The sequence below is a fragment of the Amycolatopsis sp. NBC_01286 genome, assembly GCF_035982555.1.
Taxonomy (GTDB): Bacteria; Actinomycetota; Actinomycetes; order Mycobacteriales; family Pseudonocardiaceae; genus Amycolatopsis.
This window is the reverse complement of the sequence record NZ_CP108428.1, coordinates 8,994,758-9,015,929: the sequence shown is the minus strand read 5'-3', so window position 1 is coordinate 9,015,929 and position 21,172 is coordinate 8,994,758. Positions and strand designations below refer to the sequence as shown.

17 protein-coding genes are annotated in these 21,172 nt (G+C 73.1%); 10 read left to right on the top strand and 7 right to left on the bottom strand.

Annotated elements, in window-relative coordinates:
• The 4 genes from OG570_RS41195 to OG570_RS41180 form a co-directional block, all read right to left on the bottom strand.
• A complete protein-coding gene (locus tag OG570_RS41195; protein WP_326948521.1) occupies positions 1-990 on the bottom strand; it encodes a hypothetical protein in 990 nt (329 codons plus the stop codon).
• Positions 987-1,496, bottom strand: coding sequence for a SigE family RNA polymerase sigma factor (locus OG570_RS41190; protein ID WP_326954181.1), 510 nt, complete (start codon positions 1,494-1,496; stop codon positions 987-989). The genes OG570_RS41195 and OG570_RS41190 overlap by 4 nt, the downstream gene beginning before the upstream one ends.
• Positions 1,497-1,759: 263 nt before the next feature.
• On the bottom strand, positions 1,760-2,296 hold the full coding sequence (locus OG570_RS41185) for a hypothetical protein (RefSeq protein ID WP_326954180.1): 537 nt from the start codon (positions 2,294-2,296) through the stop codon (positions 1,760-1,762).
• A gap of 36 nt (positions 2,297-2,332) precedes the next feature.
• The gene (locus tag OG570_RS41180) at positions 2,333-2,686 is read right to left on the bottom strand and encodes a hypothetical protein (protein WP_326954179.1); all 354 of its coding nucleotides are present in this window, start codon (positions 2,684-2,686) and stop codon (positions 2,333-2,335) included.
• 76 nt (positions 2,687-2,762) lie between these two features.
• On the opposite strand from OG570_RS41180, the gene OG570_RS41175 reads away from it, so the two are divergent.
• Positions 2,763-3,377 carry a TetR/AcrR family transcriptional regulator gene (locus OG570_RS41175; RefSeq protein WP_326954178.1) on the top strand — a complete coding sequence of 205 codons (615 nt, stop codon included), beginning with the start codon at positions 2,763-2,765 and terminating at the stop codon, positions 3,375-3,377.
• Between the two features lie 6 nt (positions 3,378-3,383).
• Here the strand turns inward: OG570_RS41175 and OG570_RS41170 are convergent, their stop codons facing one another.
• Complete coding sequence (locus OG570_RS41170; protein ID WP_326954177.1) at positions 3,384-4,103, bottom strand: TetR/AcrR family transcriptional regulator; 720 nt, start codon at positions 4,101-4,103, stop codon at positions 3,384-3,386.
• A 90-nt stretch (positions 4,104-4,193) separates the two neighbouring features.
• Here OG570_RS41170 and OG570_RS41165 point away from each other — a divergent pair, with 90 nt between their 5' ends.
• A complete protein-coding gene (locus tag OG570_RS41165) occupies positions 4,194-5,723 on the top strand; it encodes an FAD-dependent monooxygenase (RefSeq protein WP_326954176.1) in 1,530 nt (509 codons plus the stop codon).
• A gap of 117 nt (positions 5,724-5,840) precedes the next feature.
• Here OG570_RS41165 and OG570_RS41160 read toward each other — a convergent pair whose 3' ends face one another.
• Together OG570_RS41160 and OG570_RS41155 are read right to left on the bottom strand one after the other, a co-directional pair.
• Positions 5,841-7,388 carry an adenylate/guanylate cyclase domain-containing protein gene (locus OG570_RS41160; protein WP_326954175.1) on the bottom strand — a complete coding sequence of 516 codons (1,548 nt, stop codon included), beginning with the start codon at positions 7,386-7,388 and terminating at the stop codon, positions 5,841-5,843.
• Between the two features lie 79 nt (positions 7,389-7,467).
• Complete coding sequence (locus OG570_RS41155) at positions 7,468-8,208, bottom strand: sulfite exporter TauE/SafE family protein (protein WP_326954174.1); 741 nt, start codon at positions 8,206-8,208, stop codon at positions 7,468-7,470.
• 87 nt (positions 8,209-8,295) lie between these two features.
• On the opposite strand from OG570_RS41155, the gene OG570_RS41150 reads away from it, so the two are divergent.
• The 8 genes from OG570_RS41150 to eccCa all read left to right on the top strand — a co-directional run bounded on the left by OG570_RS41150 (position 8,296) and on the right by eccCa (position 21,171).
• Complete coding sequence (locus tag OG570_RS41150; protein ID WP_326954173.1) at positions 8,296-9,060, top strand: AraC family transcriptional regulator; 765 nt, start codon at positions 8,296-8,298, stop codon at positions 9,058-9,060.
• An 86-nt stretch (positions 9,061-9,146) separates the two neighbouring features.
• The gene (locus tag OG570_RS41145; protein ID WP_326954172.1) at positions 9,147-10,055 is read left to right on the top strand and encodes an AurF N-oxygenase family protein; all 909 of its coding nucleotides are present in this window, start codon (positions 9,147-9,149) and stop codon (positions 10,053-10,055) included.
• 4 nt (positions 10,056-10,059) lie between these two features.
• On the top strand, positions 10,060-11,547 hold the full coding sequence (locus OG570_RS41140) for an FAD-dependent oxidoreductase (RefSeq protein ID WP_326948532.1): 1,488 nt from the start codon (positions 10,060-10,062) through the stop codon (positions 11,545-11,547).
• Positions 11,548-12,094: 547 nt separating this feature from the next.
• Complete coding sequence (locus OG570_RS41135; protein WP_247050426.1) at positions 12,095-12,427, top strand: WXG100 family type VII secretion target; 333 nt, start codon at positions 12,095-12,097, stop codon at positions 12,425-12,427.
• A 29-nt stretch (positions 12,428-12,456) separates the two neighbouring features.
• Positions 12,457-12,756 carry a WXG100 family type VII secretion target gene (locus OG570_RS41130; protein WP_247050428.1) on the top strand — a complete coding sequence of 100 codons (300 nt, stop codon included), beginning with the start codon at positions 12,457-12,459 and terminating at the stop codon, positions 12,754-12,756.
• Between the two features lie 92 nt (positions 12,757-12,848).
• Positions 12,849-13,415: a hypothetical protein gene (locus OG570_RS41125; protein ID WP_326948533.1), complete on the top strand. Its 567-nt coding sequence runs from the start codon at positions 12,849-12,851 to the stop codon at positions 13,413-13,415.
• A gap of 65 nt (positions 13,416-13,480) precedes the next feature.
• The gene (locus OG570_RS41120; RefSeq protein WP_326954171.1) at positions 13,481-17,167 is read left to right on the top strand and encodes a hypothetical protein; all 3,687 of its coding nucleotides are present in this window, start codon (positions 13,481-13,483) and stop codon (positions 17,165-17,167) included.
• A complete protein-coding gene (gene eccCa / locus OG570_RS41115) occupies positions 17,164-21,171 on the top strand; it encodes a type VII secretion protein EccCa (protein WP_326954170.1) in 4,008 nt (1,335 codons plus the stop codon). Before OG570_RS41120 ends, eccCa begins: the two co-directional genes overlap by 4 nt.
• The last annotated feature ends 1 nt before the right edge of the window (position 21,172 follow it).

The following is a 21,172-nucleotide window of genomic DNA, read 5'->3' as shown; positions in this document are numbered from 1 at the left end:
TCAGCCGATCACGTGCGTGGTCCAGTTCCGCTCGTCCGGGCCGAGCAGGGTGATGCGGTCCAGCAGGCCGTGGGGCCCGCCGATCGCGTCCAGCCCCGCGGCGGCCGGGCGGTCGACCCTGACACACGCCTTCAGGCCGTTCTTCGTGACGCACACCGGGTCGCTCGTCTTCGACGGTGTCCCGCCGGGCGGCGCGACCTCGATCACGACGAGGGCGCCGTTCACCGAGTAGTACAGCTGCAGCGTCCACGGCCGGCCGTCCTGGTCGGGCCGCCGCGACAGCTGGCCTTCGCTGAGGTGGAAGCCCGGCGGCAGGCTGCTGACGCGCAGGGGCAGCGGCACCGGCTTGTTCGCGAAGGTGACTTCGTCCGCGACGCGCAGCAGCGACTGCCGAACGTCCGGGAAGTCGAGGTAGTACCCGTGCAGCTCGGCCCAGCGGCCGTCCCCGGTCGGCCAGCGCAGGTAGGCGTCACCGCCGTTGAGCGGGTCCTCGGCGGTGGTCGTCACCCAGTAGCCGGTCCGGTCGCCGATCCGGGCCGGGACGCTCACCGCGTGCCCGCCCATCTGGTTCAGCCGGTCGAGCGGCGGTTCCTTGTCGTAGACCGCCAGCCAGATCATCGGCGCCAGGCTGCCCCGGCCGATCGCCAGCGAATAGTCGCCGTGGGCGCCGACGCCGTATTCGACGCCGGTGAAGGCGCCGGGCAGCCAGCCGAAGCTCGCTCTGGCCACCAGAGGATCGTCGGTGGGGGCCGGCGCGACCGAGACCACCGGGGCGGCGACCGGTGCGTCCGGGGTGGCGGACCGGGTGAGCGTCACGGCGGTCAGGCCGCCGGCGAGCACGACCGCGGCGCACCCCGCGACCGCCACGATCGTGCGGCGCCGACGCCGTCGGGCGCCGTCGCGGCGGGCCCGGTCGAGGTCGAGCACCATCGGCGGGGCGGGCTCGTCGGTCAGTTCCTGCAGGCGCACGGCCAGTTCGTGGTCGGTCATGCGGTGGCCTCCGGGAGGGTGAGGGACTCGGCGGGCAGCAGGCCGCGAAGCGCGTCCACGGCCCGGGCGGTCTGGCTCTTGACGGTGCCCGGGGAGCAGCCGAGCGTCTTCGCGACGTCGCCCACCGGCAGGTCGCAGTAGTAGCGGAGCACGAGGGTCGCCCGCTGCCGCGGCGGCAGCCGGTCGATCGCGGCCCGCAGGTCGAGCGCCGTCTCGACGTCGAAGCCGGCCGCGGGCGGCGGGTCGTGGTCGGCCGCACGCAGGTCGACCAGCCGCCACCAGGACGTCCGCTGCTCGGCCAGGAAGGTGTTGACCAGCGTCCGGCGCGCGTAACCGTCCAGGTTGTCGGCCCGCAGCGCGCGGGGCCAGTGCGTGTACAGCTTCGTGACGGCGCTCTGGACGAGGTCGTCGGCCCGGTGCCAGTCCCCGCAGAGCAGGAAGGCGACTTTGCGCAGCCAGGGGGCCCGTGCCGTCACGTACTCGGTGAACCCGGCGTCTGCGGGCAAGGCGCCACCTCGTTTCGTCGTAGGGGGTCGGACACCTCTCTGATGCCGCCGGCCCGCCGAACGGTTGCACCGCACGCGGATGTGGTGGCCGTCACCGGTGTTGCGCCGAACGGCCGCTACCCGCCGGGTCGGAGTCCTCCGGCCGCTCATGGGGCTTTCCAGGGGAATTCATGGGAGCTGTCGCGATCACGGTATGTCCACTGTGGACACTCAGATTCCGTGTGGTGGCCGTGGCCGCCGGGATTGCGCGTTGGTCTCGGCGGTCACCGGCGGACTGCCCGTCGGCCGCTGACCCGCGGCCAGTCGACGACGACCTCGTCGCCTGGGCGGGTGCCGGCCCACGCGCGCGCCGCGTCCCGGAGCCGTGCGGCCGCGGCGAGCACCGCCGGAACGTCGACCGTGGCGTCCGGGAGCGTGGCCAGGTGATCCCGGGCCGCCCGGATCACCCGAGGCTCGCCCGCGGCCGGGTCGGCGGCGATCTGCCGCACCAGGCCGGCCATCAGCTCGGCCCGCTGCAGCCGGTCCTTCCGGGCGCCGATGGCCTCGTCGGACCGCCTGCGGGCGTGCGGCGGGCGCCGGCCGTCGAGGTGGTCCATGCCGGCGAACACCGCGCCGTCGGCGACCGCGCCCCAGAAGCCGCCGTCGTCCCGCAGCTGCAGTTCCACCAGCAGGTGGACCAGGTCGTGGGGCAGCTCCGGGCGGCCGATGCCCTCCCGGACGCGGTAGCGGACGCCGTCGTCGCGCTCGACCACGCAGGACGCGCGGGCGCCGTCCGGTACCCGGGTGAAGACGACTCTCATGGATCCATCGTCGTCACCCGGGCAACCGGAATTCCCTTACGGCTCCAGCCGCACCGTGACCGTCACGGCGCCTTTCGCGTCCTGGCGGGCGATCGCGTGGCCGGTGCGGTCGGTGCCGTCCAGCTCCACGGCGATCGGGCCGCCGTCGCCGGTGAAGTTGCGCCACCAGTTCTTCCGGCCCGGGATGCGGACGCCGATCTCGACCTCGTCGCCCGTGCGCCGGTAACCCACCGGGATGCTGAACGTGCGGCCCGAGCGCCGTCCCGTGTACGTCACGATCGTCAGGTGCCGCCGCACCGCCGCGCCCCAGCGGCGTGATGAGCGCAAGGCCAGCACCCGGCGGTTGACCCCGCCGACCGCGCGTTCGACCAGCCGGCCGTTCGTCCTCATCGGACCTCCTTTTCCTTGTCCGCCACCGTAGCCGCGTAAGAGGAGAGACCTGTCCGGTTGGCGTAAAGTGAGAAACATGAGTACGGACCCTTCTCACCCGGCGCTGCGGCGGGACGCCCGGCTCAACCGCGAGCGCATCGTCGAGGTGGCCCACGACCTCTTCGCGCGCCGGGGCCTCGACGTGCCGATGGCCGCCGTCGCCCGGCACGCCGGCGTCGGGATGGCCACGCTGTACCGCCGCTTCCCGACGAAGGAAGCGCTGGTCGGCGAGGTGTTCTCGCACCAGTTCGACACGTGCGTCTCGGTCGTGGACGACGCGCTGGCCGACCCGGACCCGTGGCGGGGGTTCGTCACGCTCGTCGAGAAGGTGGGGGAGATGCAGGCGTGCGACCGCGGGTTCAGCGCCGCCGTCGCGACGGCGTTCCCGGCCGACGTCGCCGCGGAACGGGCGCTGGGCCGCGTCACCGAGCTGATCGACCGTGCGAAGGCGGCGGGCGAGCTGCGGGCCGACTTCGCGGTCACCGACCTGGCGCTGGTGCTCATGGCCAACGACGGCGTGACGGCGGACTCCCCGGCGGCCACGCGCACGGCGTCGCGGCGGCTCGTCGCCTACCTGCTGAACTCGTTCCGGGCCGAGCACGCCGGGGTGCCGTTGCCGCCGCCGGCACCCATGAGCGTCCTGCCGGTGTGAGCGTCGTCAGGGCAAGTGGGCGGCGATGCCCGCGAGCACCCGCTCCAGGCCCGCCTCGAACCACCGGTCCCGGCGGTCGGCGGCGTGCGGCGTCTCGGCTTCGACCATCACCCGGGTGAACCGCGGGTACTGCCCGCTGCTCACGATCATCGGGCCGTACTCGCCTTCGCGTTCCATCCACTGCTCGTGGCTGAGCCCCGAGAGCCGCGCCGCCTCCTGATCGCCCAGCTCGCTCAGCACGTGGCCCAGGACGAACGACGCGAGCGTGCCGAGGTTGGCGAGCAGCTCGTCGGTGTCGAGGTCGAGGCCGTCGAACGCCGAGAACGTCAGTTCCGTCCACCACAGGCTGTTCGGGCCGTGGTTCGGCCGGCCCGAGGCCAGCGCGGGGAACCACGGGTGCCGCAGGGCCGTGGCGCGCATCGACCGGGCGATGACGCGCAGGGCGTCCCGCCAGCCCCCGGGCAGCACGGTGCCGCGCAGCTCGCCGGTCACCTCGTCGCCCATCAGCTGCAGGATGTCGTCCTTTTTGGACACGTACCGGTAGAGCGACGTGGTCCCGGTGCCCAGCTCGGCGGCGATCCGTCGCATCGAGACGGCGTCGAGTCCCTCGGCGTCGGCGATCCTGATGCCGGCGGCCGCGACGTCGCGGCGGGTGTGGGCCGGTTTCGGCCCGCGTGTCCCGTGTTCGGGACGCAGCCAGAGCGGCGGGCTGTCGTTCGCCGGCAAGAGACCTCCTCGGATATTGCGAACACTGTACCCAGTTCGCTACGGTGGCGATACCGGGAACGGTGTTGCCGGGTTCTGCAAGGGGGAAAGATGGACTACGACGTGGTGGTCGCGGGCGCGGGCCCGGTCGGCCTGCTGCTGGCCTGTGAGCTGCGCCTGGGCGGCGCCCGGGTGCTGGTCGTCGAGCGTGAGACGGAGCCGCCGCGCTCGCGGTTCGGGTCGATGGGGGCCCGCGCGGTCAACGCGCCGTCGGTGCACGCGCTGCACCTGCGCGGCCTGCTGCCCGAGGTCGAGCGCGCGGCCGCGATGTGGCTCGGCGGCGGCGCCGGGCTGCCCGAGTTCGACCCCGCGGACACGGGGGAGCGGCCGGACATCTTCGTCGGCCACTTCGCCGGGATCGGCATCCGCATCGACCGGCTGCGCCCGCCCGGCCCCGGTGAGGAGTTCCTCGGCGCCGGGGTGATCGCCCAGGGTGACCTGGAGGCGATCTTCGAGCGGCGGGCCGCGGAACTGGGTGTCGAGGTGCGGCGCGGGGTTTCGCTGACCGCGTTCGAGTCCGATGCGGACGGTGTGACCGTCCACATCGGACGTCCGATCCGGACCGGCTGGCTGGTCGGCGCCGACGGCGGCCGCAGCACCGTGCGGCGGCTGGCCGGGATCGACTTCCCCGGCCTGGATCCGGTGTTCACCGGCCGTCAGGCCATTGTGGACCTGGACGACCCGGGCCAGCTCGTCGCGGACGGCTGGCAGGCGGGCGAGCACGGGTCCTATGTGGTCGGTGGCTGGGACGACGGCTCCGGCCCGCCGCGGGTGCACACCGTCGAGTACGAGGTCGTGCCCGAGCGGGACGCGCCGGTGACGGCGGAGGAGATCCAGGCCAGCCTGCGGCGGGTGAGCGGCACCGACGTCCGGGTCACGCGGCTGCACGTCGCCACCCGCTACGCCGACACGACCCGCCAGGCCGAGACGTACCGGCGCGGCCGGGTGCTGCTGTGCGGCGACGCGGCCCACGTGCATTCGCCGGCCGGCGGGCAGGGCATGAACCTGGGCCTCGGCGACGCGGTCAACCTGGGCTGGAAGCTCGCGCTCGTCGCGCGCGGCGTGGCCCCGGACGCGTTGCTGGACACTTACACCACCGAGCGGCACCCGATCGGCGAGTGGGTGCAGCGCTGGAGCATGGCGCAGACGGCGCTGAGCACCCCGCGCGGCCCGCGCGCGGACGCGCTGCGCGAGGTGCTGGCGGACCTGCTCGACACCCAGGACGGCGCCACGTACGTCGTCTCGAAGATCGGCGGCGGCTGGCAGCACTACGACCTGCCGGGCGACTTCCCGCTGATCGGCCACCGCGTGCCGGACCTGCCCCTGTCCGACGGAACGACGCTGGCACCGCACTTCCGCTCCGGCCGCGCGGTGCTGCTGGACACGGGCACGGGCGCGGCAGAGGTGGCGGCGGAGTGGGAAAGCCGGGTCGAGCTGGTGACGGCGACCCCGCTGGCGTTCCCGGACCAGAAGCTGGCGGCCCTGATCCGCCCGGACGGCCACATGGCCTGGGCCGCCGTCGGCCCGGATCCGGAGGGCCTGCGCGAAGCCCTGACAACGTGGCTGGGCCCACCCGCCTGACCACGCACCCGCAGATTTCCGCTCGGTGCAAGGAAGTCCGTGAATGCCACATCGAGAGACCTAGTGTCCCTCAATGTGGCATTCACGGACTTCGGGCGGCTTGCTCGGGAGGTGGCGTCAGGTGCGCAGGGTGGCCAGCGTGGTCGGCCGGGTGCGGCCGCGCAGTGTGACCTCCTCCGTTGCCTGCCAATGGTCCGACTCCGCCGAGCCCGCCGACTCGACCGCCGTCCACGAGGCCAGCAAACGACCGTCGACGTTCTTCGCCAGCTCTGTCAGCCGCGCCGCTTCGTTGACCGGGTCGCCGATCACCGTGTATTCGAAACGGCGTGGGTCCCCGACGTTGCCCGCCACCGCGTCGCCCGTGGCCACGCCGATGCCCGCCGGGCAGTCCGGGACCTCCGTCGCCAGCCGGGCCGCGATCGCGCGGGCCGCCGCCAAGGCGCACGTCGCGTGGTCGGCCAAGACCGTCGGCGCGCCGAAGATCGCCAGGACCGCGTCGCCGACGAACTTGTTCACCAGGCCGTGGTTGCGGTCCACCTCGTCGACCACCACCGCGAAGAACCGGTTGAGCAGGCCGACGACCTCCTCGGGCGGGCGGCTCGCGGCCAGCGCCGTCGACCCCACCAGGTCGACGAACAGCACCGACACCGTGCGCACCGTCCCGCCCAGCTCCGCGGGCACCCGCATGGCCTCGACCGCGACCTCGTGCCCGACGTGCCGGCCGAACAGGTCCCGCATCCGCTCGCGTTCCCGCAGGCCGGCGGCCATCCCGTTGAACCCGGCCTGCAGCAGGCCCAGCTCGGTGCCGTCGTAGACCGGGATCTCGCCGTCGAACTCGCCCGCCCGCACCCGGGCCAGCGCGTCCTGCACCGACCGGATCGGGTTCACCACCGCGCGGGCGGTGAACACCGTGACCAGCAGGCCGAAGCACAGCACGACCAGCCCCAACGCGATCACCGAGACGGCCAGCTTCGTGGTCGAGACGTCGCCGCGGACCCACGCCAGCACCGCCGTGACCACCAGCCCGGCGACCGGCACCCCGGTGCCCAGGCACCAGAACAGCAGCATCCGCAGGTTGACGCCGCCGCTCACCGGCCGCGCCGGTGTCGTGCCCGCCAGCGCGCGGGCCGCGTACGGCCGCAGGGCGAACTCGCCGAAGAGGTACGCGATCGCGCAGACCACCACACTCGCGAAGGCGACCACCAGGAACACGGTCAGCGCGACGTGCGGCTGGAACAGCGCCGCCAGCCCGGCGAACACCACCGTCGCGACGCCCCACAGCACCGCCTGCATCATCGTGAGCCGCAGCGGGACGCGCAGGCTGGCGGCGCGTTCGGCGTCGGTCGGGCGGCGGCCGTCGGCGGCCCAGCGCAGCGTCCGCAGGGCGCCGCGGGTGCCCCAGAGCGCGCCGACGACCACCGCGGACACGACGTAGGCGGGCACCGCGACCGCCGTCACCCGCACGAGGTCGCCGGACAGGCCCGGGGCGGGCATGAGCAGGGCCGCGAGGCCGACCACGACCAGCGCGCCGATGACGTTGGTGGCGATCAGCGTCCCGGTGAGCAGCAGCTGGACGCGCCGCCGCAGCGTGGGGACGTCCTGGTCGAGGGGCCCGAGCAGCCCGGAGCCGAACGGCCCGGCTGGAGAGTCAGGGTGGAGAGTCACCGGTTCCTGCCGTTCGCCACACGATTGAGTGAACGACTGTACACCGGAATGCCGTCGAGCCGGGCGAGGCGCGCCGGGCTCACACCAGGACGGTGACCAGCGCCGCCGCCAGCAGGCCGAGGTAGGCCACGGCGTGCGCGCGGTCCGGGATGTCCGGGGACCACCGCCGCAACAGCGCGATCGTCGGCAGGGACCCGGCCAGCAGAAGCGCCGCCGCGGCCGGGTCGATCGCCGCGGGCCCCGGTGCGGCCAGGTAGACGGCCGTCGCGGCCGCGGCCACCGGCAGGCTGAGCGGGTTGGCCAGCGCCGTCGCGTCGCTCATCGGCAGGCCGCGCCGCCGCAGCAGCGGCACCGTCAGGACACTGCCGCCGACGCCCAGGAACCCGGCTACCGCCCCGATTCCGACGCCGCCGGCCGTGACGGTGGCGCGGCTCAACGGCCGGGGCCGGCCGCCGCCGAGGAACCCGCGCCGCAGGACGCCGTCCAGGATGGTCAGGGTCAGATACGCGGCGAACAGCGCGTGCAGCACGCCGTCCGGGACGCTCGTCGCGGCCAGCGCGCCGAGGCCCGCGCCGACGGCGATGAACGCGGCCAGCGGCCAGACGTACGCGCGGTGCAGCCGGCCGGCGCGCACGACCGTGATCGTCGCGCCGAGCGAGTTGACCAGCATCACCACCGCGGACGTCCCGACCGCGACGTGCATCGCGGCCGGGCCGGTCGCGGCCACGGCGTAGACCACCGGGACCGTCACGAACCCGCCGCCGAACCCGAAGAGCGCTGTGGTGACGCCGCTGAGGACGCCCAATCCGAGGAGGAGCACGTACCGGAACGCTAGGCCGGACGAGCCTGGCGGGCATTCGATGATCGGCCACATTCTTCCGAGTTCCGGCCACCTAGGCTCGAGGGCGTGCGCAACACCCACATCGACACCGTGGACGACCTCGACCGCGACGTCGTCGCCATCGGCACCGACTACCCGCCCCGCCACGTGCTCGCCGAGCACCGCCACCGCCGGGCCCAGGTGCTCTACGGCGTCACCGGCTCGATGCGCGTCGAGACGGCCGACGGCGCGTGGACCGTCCCGCCGCACCGGGCCGTGCTGATCCCCGCCGGCACGCCGCACGCGGTCCGGATGACCGGCGTCAGCACACGCAGCCTGTACGTCGAACCCCGTGCGGTGCCGTGGTTCCCGGCCCGCTGCCGGGTCGTCGAGGTGACGCCGTTGCTGCGCGAGCTGCTGCGGGAAGCGGTCGACGTCGAACCGCGCTACGCCGCCCGCGGGCGTGACGCCGTCCTGCTGCAGCTGGCCCTGCACGAACTGCGCCGGGCCGCGCCGCTGCCGCTGGACCTGCCGTTGCCGGCCGACCCGGAGCTGCGCCGGCTGTGCCAGGACTTCCTCGCCGCACCGCGCGTCGACGTCCGGCCGGCGGCCTGGGCGGCCCGGCTGCACGTCGCCGAGCGGACGCTGCACCGCCGGTTCCGCGCCGAGACCGGGCTCGGCCTCGCGCCGTGGCGGCGTCGTGCCTGCGTGCTGCACGCGTTGCCGCTGCTCGCGGCGGGTGCGCCGGTGGCCGAGGTGGCCGCGGACCTCGGCTACGCGGGCCCGGGCGCGTTCACCACGATGTTCCACCGCCTGCTCGGCGCGCCACCCAGCGAGTTCCGCGAACGCTGACTCCGAGGACGGGTGTGCACTGGAACATCTATGTGTTACGGTTGGTAACAGTAAACTGCGGTAACACCCTGACGAGGAGGTCGGCCATGACGAGCATCGGCGAGCGCGTGCCGGAGGTGTCGGACCGCGAGACCATCGCGCGGCGGCTGCTGGACTCGTCGGAGCAGCTCTCGTACGACCCCGTCACGGAGGTCGACTGGGAGACGCCGCTCGACAAGGACTTCCACGGCGCCAGCCCCGAGTGGAGCACGCTCTACGGGACGTCCTATTGGGACGGGATGACGCCGGAGCAGCAGCGCGAGCTGACCCGTCACGAGGCGGCGTCGGTGGCGAGCACCGGGATCTGGTTCGAGATGATCCTGCAGCAGATGATCCTGCGGGACTTCTACGCCAAGGACCCGACCGATCCCGCGTTCCAGTGGGCGCTGACCGAGATCGCCGACGAGTGCCGGCACTCGATCATGTTCGCCCGCGGCGCGGCGAAGCTGGGCGCGCCCGCCTACCGCCCGCGCCGGTTCGTCGTCGAGGCCGGCCGGATCTTCAAGGCCACCGCGACCGGTGAAGCCGCCTACGCGGCGATCCTCGTCGCCGAAGAGGTCCTCGACGTCATGCAGCGCGACTGGATGCGCGACGAGCGCGTCGTCCCGTTCGTCCGGACCATCAACAACATCCACGTCGTCGAAGAGTCGCGGCACATGAAGTTCGCGCGCGAGGAGACCCGTCAGCGGCTCGAAGGTGCCGGCTGGGTGCGGCGGCAGATCAACGCGCTGGTCGTCGCGATCGCGTCGTTCTTCATCGTCACCAGCATGGTGAACCACCAGGTCTACGAGAACGCCGGGCTGGACGGGAAGCGCGCCCGGCGCGAGGCGAAGGCCAACCAGCACCACAAGTCGATGCTGCGCTCGAGCTGCTCCGGGCTGATGGAGTTCCTCCACTCCGCCGGGCTGCTGACCAAGCCGGCGCTGTGGTTCTACAAGCGCGCCAACCTCATCTGACGCCATGGCCTTCGCGATCACGCAGACCTGCTGCGCCGACGCCTCCTGCGTGTCGGTCTGCCCGGTCAACTGCATCCACCCGACGCCGGACGAGCCGGACTTCGGCCGCACCGAGATGCTCTACGTCGACCCGGCCACCTGCATCGACTGCGGTGCCTGCGCCGACGCGTGCCCGGTCGACGCGATCTTCCCGGCCGGCGACCTCACCGGGCCGCTGCGGGCCTACGAAGAGATCAACGCCGAGTACTACGCGGGCCAGGACGTGCTGGCCGGGGCGAGCGCCGCGCCCAACTTCCACCGCTGGGCGCAGCCGGCGTTCACCCGGGTGCTCCCGAGCGACTTCGCGCCGCTGGACGTCGCGGTCGTCGGCAGCGGCCCGGCCGGCATGTACGCCGTCGAGGACCTGCTGCTGCACACGAACGCCCGGGTCACCCTGGTCGACCGCCTGCCGGTGGCCGGTGGCCTGATCCGCTTCGGCGTCGCGCCCGACCACCCGTCGACGAAGAAGATCGGCGAGACGTTCGCGCGGTTCCACGACCACCCGCGGCTGCGGCTGCGCCTCGGGACCGAGGTCGGCCGCGACGTCACCGCGGCGGAGCTGGCTTCGCGGCACGACGCGGTGGTCTACGCGGTCGGCGCCACCGCGGCCCGGGCGCTCGGCGTCCCGGGGGAGGAGCTGCCCGGCAGCCTGGCCGCGGCGACCGTCGTCGGCTGGTACAACGGCCACCCGGACATCGCGACCGGCGCCGTCGACCTCTCGGCCGAGCGGGTGGCCGTCGTCGGCACCGGCAACGTCGCCCTCGACATCGCCCGCATCCTCACCGCCGACCCCGAGAGCCTGGTCGGCACGGAGATCGCCCCGGCCGCGCTGGCCCGGCTGCGGTCGAGCAAGGTGCGCGAGGTCGTGCTGCTCGCCCGCCGCGGCCCGGAAACCGCCGCTTACACGCGCTCGGAGCTGCTGGCCCTCGCCGACCGCGCCGGCGTCGACCTCGTGGTCGACACGCACGACCCGCGTGTCGCGGCGGCCATCGACCAGGGGGACGGCAAGGCGGCGCTGCTGCGCGGCCTGCCGCGGGAGTCCGTGGACTGGTCCACGCCGCCGCCGGACGACCGCCGCCGCATCGTCCTGCGGTTCCACTCGGCGCCGCTCGCGATCACCGGCGACACCGAGGTCCGCGGCGTGCGCGTCACCGGCGTCGAGGGTGACGTCGAGATCGGCGCGGGCCGGGTCGTGCGGGCCGCCGGGTTCCGCGGCACCGGCGTGCCGGGCCTGCCGTTCGACGAGGCGACGGGGACCGTGCCGAACGTCGAGGGCCGCGTCGAGGGCCACCCGGGCACCTACGTCGCGGGCTGGATCAAGCGCGGCCCGTCCGGCGGCATCGGCGCGAACCGGGCGTGCGCCCGCGAGACGGTCGGCGCCCTGCTCGAGGACGCCGTCGCGGGCCGGCTGCCGGTGCGCCGCCGGGCTCGGAAGCTCTTCAGCCGCGTCTGAGTGCCCGTTCGTCCACCACCCCGGTCTCCGCGGAGACCGGGGTGGTTTCGTCTTCGCGGCATCCCCCGGATGAGTGATGCGGTACCGCACCAAATCCGCTTCGGCACCGAAGAAATAAGAATGTCCACACCGGATAAGCTGCTTATTCGTACACGGCTCCGGCGCGATTATTCCTCACCGGTGGAATGAATCCGCGACTTTAGTAGGGTTGCCCGCCCGCGCGCCGGGCGTTCGCGGGCAGATATTCGTGGCCGGAGGGGCAGCCACCCGGCGCCGCGACCGGCTTTCGGGGCCGTCTTGCTGGGTGGTGACCACGAATGTCCGGTTCTGCCCGACCGTTCGCGCCTGTGTGTCCTTAAGGGAACCGCGTAGCGCGCCCTTCGGAAATCATCCATACGATCATCGTGCTGTCTCCGTCAGGCTTTCACGTCTTCCGGCGTCGAGAGTGCCGGGCGGGGCGATGCCGGGGCCCGCGGAACTCCTTTGTGGACGGAGGCGGCCCGACCCCGTTGAGGCAGGGCAGAACAACGGATTCGAGGAGGCGAAAATGGCGGCTCAGAACGGCGCCAAGGTAGACACCGGGATCATGCGCCAAGGCGCTAGCACCATCACCGACACCGGCCAGGGCATCACGGGCGTGAACCGCCAGGTGGACTCCACGATGCAGGAGCTGCTGGGCACCTGGCGCTCGGACGCGGCCGTGGTCTTCCACGAGGCGATGGGCACGTTCGACCGCACCGTGCAGACGATCGTCGACCGGCTGAACACGCTTTCCCAGCACGTCACGACCGGCGCGAACGACTACGACCGCCAGGACGAGGACAACACCTCGAACGTGCGCCAGCAGGCCGCGACCATCGGCGGCCTCCCCGGCTTCTGACCGGACTCCCTCTTCAGGAAAGGAAACCCATGGCTCTGGGTCAGTTCACCATCAGCTTCGCGCAGATGGAAGCCACGGTCGGGCGTGCGCAGCAGCAGTCGCAGCAGATCACCGAGCTGCTCGACCAGATGAACCGCACCATCACCGCGCAGCGCGAGCACTGGCTCGGCAGCGCGGCCGACGAGTTCCAGTCGACCTACGAGTGGTGCCGCCAGCAGGCGCTGACGCTCCCGCAGTCGCTCGACGCCGCCGGCCGCACGCTGGCGACCGTCAACGAGGGCACGTCGAGCACCGAGAGCGCCAACGCGACGCGGTTCGCGCAGCGCTGAGTCTCCCGCGCTCCGGCCGGGGCACGGCCGTCAGCCGCCGCGCCCCGGCCGGTTCGTCCGAACGCGACAGACCGGAAAGGACTCCTCCCGCCATGGCCTTCGACCCGGTGGTCTTCGAAACCGCCCAGATCGCGAACCCGAACAACCAGCACAGCGACACCCCGCCGTCGACCGAGGGCGCGTTCAACAGCCCCGGCCACCAGGACCCGGGCGACCAGGGCAACGTCTACATCCCGGTCGGTGACGTCTCCACCGCGCCGCCGGTCCCGGGCGGCGCGGACCACCCCGGCAAGGGCGTCACCGCGGTGAACACCCAGGCGATGCACACGTTCGCGCAGAACCTGCGCACGCTCGCCGACGGCCCGCTCTCCAAGCTGCCGGGCCAGCTCGACACCGTGAACATCAAGCCGGGCGTGTTCGCCACCGCGCACGACAAGCTCATCCAGCCGATCGTCGGCGAGGGCGGCCTGCGCGACTCCACCCGCACCACGGTCCAGGACCTCATCACGGCGATGCACGACGCGGCGGACGCGGTCGACAAGGCGGCCAACGCCTACGACTCCGCCGACGAGGCCAACAAGATGACGACCGACGCCTACAACCAGTACTTCGGGCAGCTGAGCTCGGAGATCACCGGCGCGGGGTCCAAACAGCACTGATCGATCGCGCGCGGGGCGGGACTGCGGCGGGCTGAGGCGAACCAGGGACGGGCGAGCGAGGGACGATGGGCGACGACAACAACACCCACGGGTTCACCCAGGACGACAACGGCGTCTGGCCGGATTCCAGCAACACGCCGACGAACTCCACCGGCGACCCCGGCAAGGACTTCGACGGCCTGACCTGGAAGCAGATCGAAGCCGCCATCCTCGGCGGCGGGTCGATGGCGCCCGGCCAGGACCAGGCCGACCAGGCCTACGGCAACGTGAACTGGCAGTCCCTGCAAGCCGCCGCCGGCGTGTTCCAGACGACGCAGCTGAGCCTCGCCGTCGTCGCGGAGGCCGTCCAGAAGCAGGTCGAGGCGCTCGCCGGGGAAGACGGCCCGTGGAAGGGCACGGCGGCGACCAACTTCAAGGGCATGATGAACGACATGGCCTCGAAGTTCCAAGGCCTCGTCCACCAGATCAGCGACGGCAGCAGCGGCGGCCGCAACATCCCGAACCAGCTGGCCAACTCGGCCGCGTACCTGCAGTGGGCGCAGAACACCTTGCGCTACATCGACTCCTACTACGCCCAGCAGGTCATCGCGCGCGGCAAGGTGCTCAACGACGGGCGCGCGTACATCTCGCAGTTCCCCGACGCCGTCGAGATGATGACGAACGACATGCGCCAGGTCGGCAACCAGCTGTCCGGCAAGTACCACTCGTTCTCCGTCGCCAGCTACACCGCGCCGCCGCCGGCGACCCCGCCGCCCGTGGACGTCCCGCCGCCGCCTCCGCCGCCCGAAGCCCCGCCGCCCCCGGACATCCCGCCTCCCGCGGACGCGCCGCCCCCGCCCGCCATCCCGCCGCCGCCCGGCGGTTCCGGTGGCGGCGGTGGTGGCGACGTGCCGCCTCCCGAACTCCCGCCCCCGCCCGGCGACACGGGTGGTGGCGGTGGCGGCGGTACTCCGCCGCCGTTGTCCAGCGCCGAAATCCCGCCGCCACCCGGCGGTGACTCCGGTCTGGGCGGGGACGGCGGGGGCACACCCCCGCCGTTCCAGAACCTCGCTGTCGCGCCGCCGCCCGGCGCGGGCGGCGACAGCGGCACCGGTGGCCCTGGTGATCTCGGGGACATCAACCCGCCTTCGCTCGACGGCCCGCCCGGCGACGTCGGCGCGGGTGGTGGCGCCCTGCCGCCGTTGACCTCGCCGAACCTGACCCCGCCGCCGTCCGGCGCCGGGGGCAAGGACGACCAGAAGGCCGGCGGCCTCGGCGACATCAAGCCGCCCGCGCTCGACAGCCCGCCGGGCGACGTCGGCGCCGGTGGCCTGGGCGACATCAAGTCGCCGTCGTTCGATTCGGCGCCGGGTGACGTCGGTGCGGGCGGTGGCGCGGGTGGTCTCAACGGCCTCGGCGACCTGAAGTCGCCGGCGCTGGGCAACCCGCCGGGGGCCGGCGGTCTCAACGGGCTGGGCGCGAACGCCCTCAACCCGGCCGACGTGCCGTCGTCGCTGCAGGACCCCAAGGCGGGCGGCGGTTTCACCTCGCCGATGGGCGGTGGCATGCCGATGATGCCGCCGGGTGGCATGGGCGGCGGGATGAACCCCGCCGGCTCGGAGCGCCCGGACTCGGCGGGCCTGCTCGGCGGCGTCGACAAGCCGTGGACCAGCAGCCTCCCGGACGGTCTCGGCGACCCCAGCGCGCTGACCGACGCCCCGGCGTTGAAGTCGGCTTCCTGGTCGGCGCCTCCGGGTGACGTCGGTGGCGCGGGCGGCCTCGGTGATGTCGGCGGCGCGGGTGGCGTCGGCGACGTCGGTGCCGGCGCTCTCGATCCGGGTGGCATCAAGGGACTCGACCCGAGTCAGTTGCAGGCGCCGGGCGATCTCTCGTCGTCGAATGGTGGGCAGCAGCAGGGCATGCCGGGTTCGGGGATGCCGATGATGCCGCCGGGTGGCATGGGTGGCGGCATGAACTCCACCGGTGCGGAACGGCCGGATTCGGCGGGTCTGCTCGGTGGCGTCGACGCGCCGTGGGATTCGGCGTTGCCGGACGGCTTGGGCGACCCGAGTTCGTTCGGCGAGACCCCGGCGCTGGAGTCGGCTTCGTGGTCGGCGCCTCCCGGTGACGTCGGGGGCGCGGGCGGTGCGGGTGACATCGGCGGCGGTTCCGTCGACCCGGGTGGCATCAAGGGCCTGGACCCGAGTCAGTTGCAGGCGCCGGGTGGTCTCTCGTCGTCGAATGGTGTTCAGCAGCAGGGTATGCCGGGTTCGGGGATGCCGATGATGCCGCCGGGTGGCATGGGCGGCGGCATGAACCCCACCGGTGCGGAGCGGCCGGACTCGGCCGGTCTGCTGGGTGGCGTGGACGCACCGTGGACGGCGGACGTGCCGGACGGTCTCGGCGACCCGAGTTCGTTCGGCGAGACTCCCGCGCTGCAGTCGGCCTCCTGGTCGGCGCCGCCCTCGGACGTCGGCGGCGCCGGCGACCTCGGCGGCGCGGACGCGGTCGACCCGGGCGGCGTCAAGGGCCTCGACGCGAGTCAGTTGCAGGCGCCAGGTGGCCTGTCGTCGGCGAATTCGCCGCAGCAGCAGGCGTTCCCCGGTTCGAGCATGCCGATGATGCCGCCGGGCGGCATGGGTGGCGGCGCGAACCCGACGGGCGCCGAGCGTCCGGATTCAGCGGGTCTGCTCGGCGGCATCGACGCACCGTGGACACCGGACGCGCCCACCGGCGTCGGCGACCCGACCTCCGCCGGCGAGACTCCGGCGCTGGGGGCGGCCTCGTGGTCGTCGCCGGCTTCGTGGGCGGCACCGTCCACTGGGGACTCGACACCGGCGGCGCCCGCGATGCCGATGACACCGCCGGGCGGCATGGGCGGTGGCGCGAACTCGCCGGGAGCGGAGCGGCCGGACTCGGCCGGTCTGCTCGGGAGCGTGGACGCGGCCTGGACGCCGGACACCCCCAGCGGGGCCGGCGACCCGACCTCGGTCGGCGAGACCCCGGCGCTGGGTGCGGCCTCGTGGTCTCACCCCGCCCCGCCCGGTGGCGTGGGCGGCGGGATCCCGGCCGCCCCGCGCGTCGACACTCCCCGGACTCCGGAGGCGCCCGCCGCCGGTCCGGGCGTGCCCGCCATGCCGATGATGCCGCCGCCGATGACGCCACCCGACAACGGCGCCACCGCGGAACGTCCCGACTCCGCCGGTCTGCTCGGCGGCGACGTCTCGGCCTGGGCCACCGCCGAGACCCCGGGCGAACCCGACCCGGGCGCCGGCACCCCGCGCGGCTGGGCGACGGCCGTGCCGGTCAGCGGCTGGGGCACCGCGCCCGTCGGGAAGTCCACATCGGACGAACACGACGATGACGTGCGGATCTCCGTCGTGCGGCCCGTCGAGTCGAGCGAAGACACCTCCGCCTGGGACGTCGGCACCGCCGAGTTCCTGCCGGGCCTCCTGCCGTTCGCGCCGCCCGCCGAAGAGGAGCAGGACGTCAGCACGGACATCGTCGAACGCAGCGACGAGCCGTGGCGGCCCGCCGAAGACGAGCCGCGCGAGACCTACCGGCGGATCCGGGTCGGTGACGGCGAGTCCATTCCGGACGAACTGCCGACCTGCGGTGACGGCCCGGCCCTCGACACCGAGGCCGAGGCGCCGGAACCGGAAGCCGAAGAGGGCGAAGAGGAAGAGGCCGAACGCACCATGGCGGACCTGCTGAGCCAGGACGACTCCGCCTGGGGCCGTCCCGCGAGCCGGCCTTCGGGGGTGCTGGAGTGAGCACGGAAACCGTCAAGCGCGGCCCGCGCGCGTCCGGCCCCGAACTGCCCGAAGGCCAGGAAGAGCTGCAGGAGCCGCCCGTGCTCGCCGAACCGGCCGCCCGGGACTTCAACTCGCTGCTGATGATGCTGCCGATGGGCATCGGGTCGATGGTGATGGTGCTGTCGTTCTCCGGCGTCGGCGGCAGCTCGCCGATGACCTACGTCCTCGGCGGCGGCATGGGCCTGTCCATGATGGCCATGAGCGTCGGCCAGCTCACCCGCGCGGTGGGGGAGCGCAAGCGCAAGATGCGCGCCGAACGCCGTGACTACCTGCGCTACATCGCGCAGGTCCGCACCCGGGCGCGGGCGACGGCCGAGCAGCAGCGCCGTGCGGTGGCGTGGAACAACCCGTCGCCGGACTCGCTGTGGTCGCTGTCGATGGGGCGCCGGCTGTGGGAGCGGCGCGTCAGCCACGACGACTTCGGTCGCGTCCGCATCGGCCTCGGCTCGCAGCAGTCGGCGCTCGAACTGGTCCCGCCGGTGACGAAGCCGATCGAGGACCTCGAACCGCTGTCGGCGATCTCCCTGCGCCGCTTCACCGAGACCTACCGGTCGCTCTCGGGCATCCCGACGGCGGTCGGCCTGCGCAGCTTCACCAGCGTCGAGTTCGACGGCGACCCCGAGGCCGCCGCGAGCCTGGTGCGGGCGATGCTGGCGCAGCTGGTCGTGTTCCACTCACCGGACGAGCTGCGGATCGCCGTGCTCACCACCGAAGCCGCGCAGTCGCAGTGGGACTGGGTGAAGTGGCTGCCGCACAACCAGCACGCCACCCTGCGTGACCCGGCCGGCCCGCTGCGGCTGCTGGCCGCCGACCACGACGACCTGATGGACGTCCTCGGCCCGGACGTCGCCGACCGCGACGACCACGACAAGGCCGTCGGCCCGACCACGACCGAACCGTTCGTGGTGATCGTCGCGCACCTGGCCATGATCCCGGAGTCGTCGCGGCTGCTGGGCGCGGGCCTGCGCAACGTCGTGCTGCTGGACGTCACCGGCGCGCTTCCCGGCGGCCCCAAGGTGTTGCGACTGACCACAAAGGACGATCGCGTCGAGTTCCCGGCCGGCACCGGCGTCGGCTCCGCGATCCGCGACGAGCTGTCCGTGACGCAGATCGAAGGCCTGGCCAGGCTGCTGTCGCCGAAGCGCACCAGCGGCACCCTGGAAATCACCGAACAGCCCCTCGAGAGCGACTTCGGGTTGACCGCATTGCTGGGCATCCGCGACGTCCACAGCTTCGACATCCCGGCGCAGTGGCGTCCGCGCGCCGTGCAGCGGGCGCGGATGTCGGTGCCGATCGGCGTCACCGAGGACGGCGAGATCGTCGAGCTGGACCTCAAGGAGTCGGCGCAGGGCGGCATGGGCCCGCACGGCATGCTCATCGGCGCCACCGGCTCGGGCAAGTCCGAGCTGCTGCGCACCCTGGTCCTCGGCCTGGCCGCGACGCACTCGTCGGAGATCCTCAACTTCGTCCTCGTCGACTTCAAGGGCGGCGCGACGTTCCTCGGCATGGACCGGCTGCCGCACACCTCGGCGATGATCACCAACCTGGCCGACGAGCTGCCGCTGGTCGACCGGATGCAGGACTCGCTCAACGGCGAGATGGTGCGCCGCCAGGAGCAGCTGCGCGCGAGCGGGCACCCGTCGCTGTTCGAGTACGAGAAGGCCCGCGCGGCCGGCGAGCAGCTGCCGCCGATGCCGACGCTCTTCCTGGTCGTCGACGAGTTCTCCGAGCTGCTGAGCGCGAAGCCGGAGTTCATGGAGCTGTTCGTCTCGGTCGGCCGGCTGGGGCGCAGCCTCGGCGTCCACCTGCTGCTCGCGTCGCAGCGGCTGGACGAAGGCCGCATCCACCGCGTCGAGGGCCACCTGTCGTACCGGATCGCGCTGCGGACGTTCTCCTCGATGGAGTCCCGCAGCGTCATCGGCGTCGGCAACGCCTACGAGCTGCCGTCCGAACCGGGCAACGGCTACCTCAAGATCGACACGACGAACCTGGTGCGCTTCAAGGCCGCCTACGTCTCCGGCCCGGTCCCGGCCGGCGGCGGTGACGGCGCGAGCGACGTCGCCCGCGCGGGTGCCGAAGTCGTCCCGTTCTTCACCCGGACCCGCCCGACCCGGTTCATCGTCCGCGACGACGAGCCGGACCGCACCGCCGAGAAGACCGCCCAGGAAGTCCTCGAAACCGCGCCGAGCGGGCCGACCCTGGCGGACGCGTTCGTCGAGCGGCTCACCGGCGCGGGCCCGGCGGCGCGTCAGGTGTGGCTGCCGCCGCTGGCCGAGTCGCCGAGCCTGGACGCGCTCCTGCCGGGCGTGCTGCCCGACGCCGTGCGCGGCATGAGCGTGCAGGACCCGGCCCAGCTGGGCCGCCTGCGGGTGCCGCTGGGCATGATCGACCGGCCGTTCGAGCAGGTCCGCGAGCTGCTGACGGCCGACCTGTCCGGCGCGGCCGGGCACGTCGCGGTCGTCGGCGGCCCGCAGACCGGCAAGTCGACGCTGCTGCGGACCCTGGTGCTGGCCCTGGCCATGACGCACACGCCGGCGGAGGTCCAGTTCTACGGGCTGGACTTCGGCGGCGGCGGGATCATGTCGATCAGCGGCCTGCCGCACGTCGGCTCGGTCGCCACCCGCCTCGAGCGCGACCGCGTCGTGCGGACCATCGAAGAGATCTCGCAGATCATGGAGCACCGCGAGAACATCTTCTCCGAACGCGGCGTCGAGTCGATGGACGTCTACCGGCAGCTGCGTCGCCGCGGCCAGGTCGAGGACGCCTTCGGCGACGTCTTCCTGGTCGTCGACGGCTGGTACTCGCTCAAGAACGACTACTCCGAGCTGGAGCAGAAGATCGGCGAGCTCGCCTCGCGCGGCCTGTCGTTCGGCATCCACGTCGTGATCGCGTCGACGCGCTGGTCGGAGATCCGGCCGTACCTGCGCGACCTGCTGCAGACCCGGTTCGAGCTGCGCCTCGGCGACCCGATGGAGTCGGAGATCGGCTCGCGCAAGGCGAAGACCGTGCCGAGCCAGCCGGGCCGCGGCCTGACCCCGGACGGCCTGCACTTCCTCGCCGGCCTGCCCCGGATGGACGGCAGCGCGGCCACGGACGACCTCGCCGCGGCGACCAAGGCCGTCGCCGAAGAGGTGCACACGTTCTGGCCGGGCCGCCGCGCGCCGGCCGTGCGGCTGCTGCCCGCGACGTTGCCGCTGTCCGAGCTGCCCCGCCCCGACGGCGACCTGCGGCTGGCCCTGGGCCAGGACGAGCAGCGGCTGCTGCCGGTGTGGCACGACTTCCGCGCCACGCCGCACCTGCTGGTGTTCGGCGACAACGAGACCGGCAAGACCAACATGCTGCGGCTGGTGCTGCGCTCGGTGCTGGCGCGGTACGGGCCAGGCGAGGCGAAGATCGTGCTCGCCGACCCGAGCCGTCAGCTCGACGCCGAGGTCCCGGAGGCCTACCGCGTCGGCTACGCGACGACGACCGAGGCACTGCAGGAACTAGCGACCCAGACCGGGGTTTCGCTCTCGCCGCGGGTGCCGGACCAGAGCGTCACGGCCGACCGGCTCAAGCGCCGCGACTGGTGGACCGGCCCCCGGCTGTTCCTCGTCGTCGACGACTACCAGCTGCTCACCGGCGGCATGGGCTCGCCGCTCGAGCCGCTGCTGTCGCTGCTCGCGCAGGGCGCCTACATCGGCATGCACCTGGTCGTCGCCCGCAGCACGTCGGGCGCGATGCGCGCGCTGAGCGACCCGGTGATCCGCCGGCTGTGGGAGCTGGGCAGCCCCGGCGTCGTCTTCTCCTACCCCAAGGAAGAAGGCAAGTTCCTCGGCGAGGCCGCGCCGCGCAAGCTGCCGGCCGGCCGCGCCCAGCTCGTCACCCGCCGCGGCGTGAGGCTCGTCCAGACCGGCTTCGTGCCCGGTCCCGACCAGCTCGTCGGCAGCACATTCGGCACTCTCGAAGGGAGCGGACGTTGAC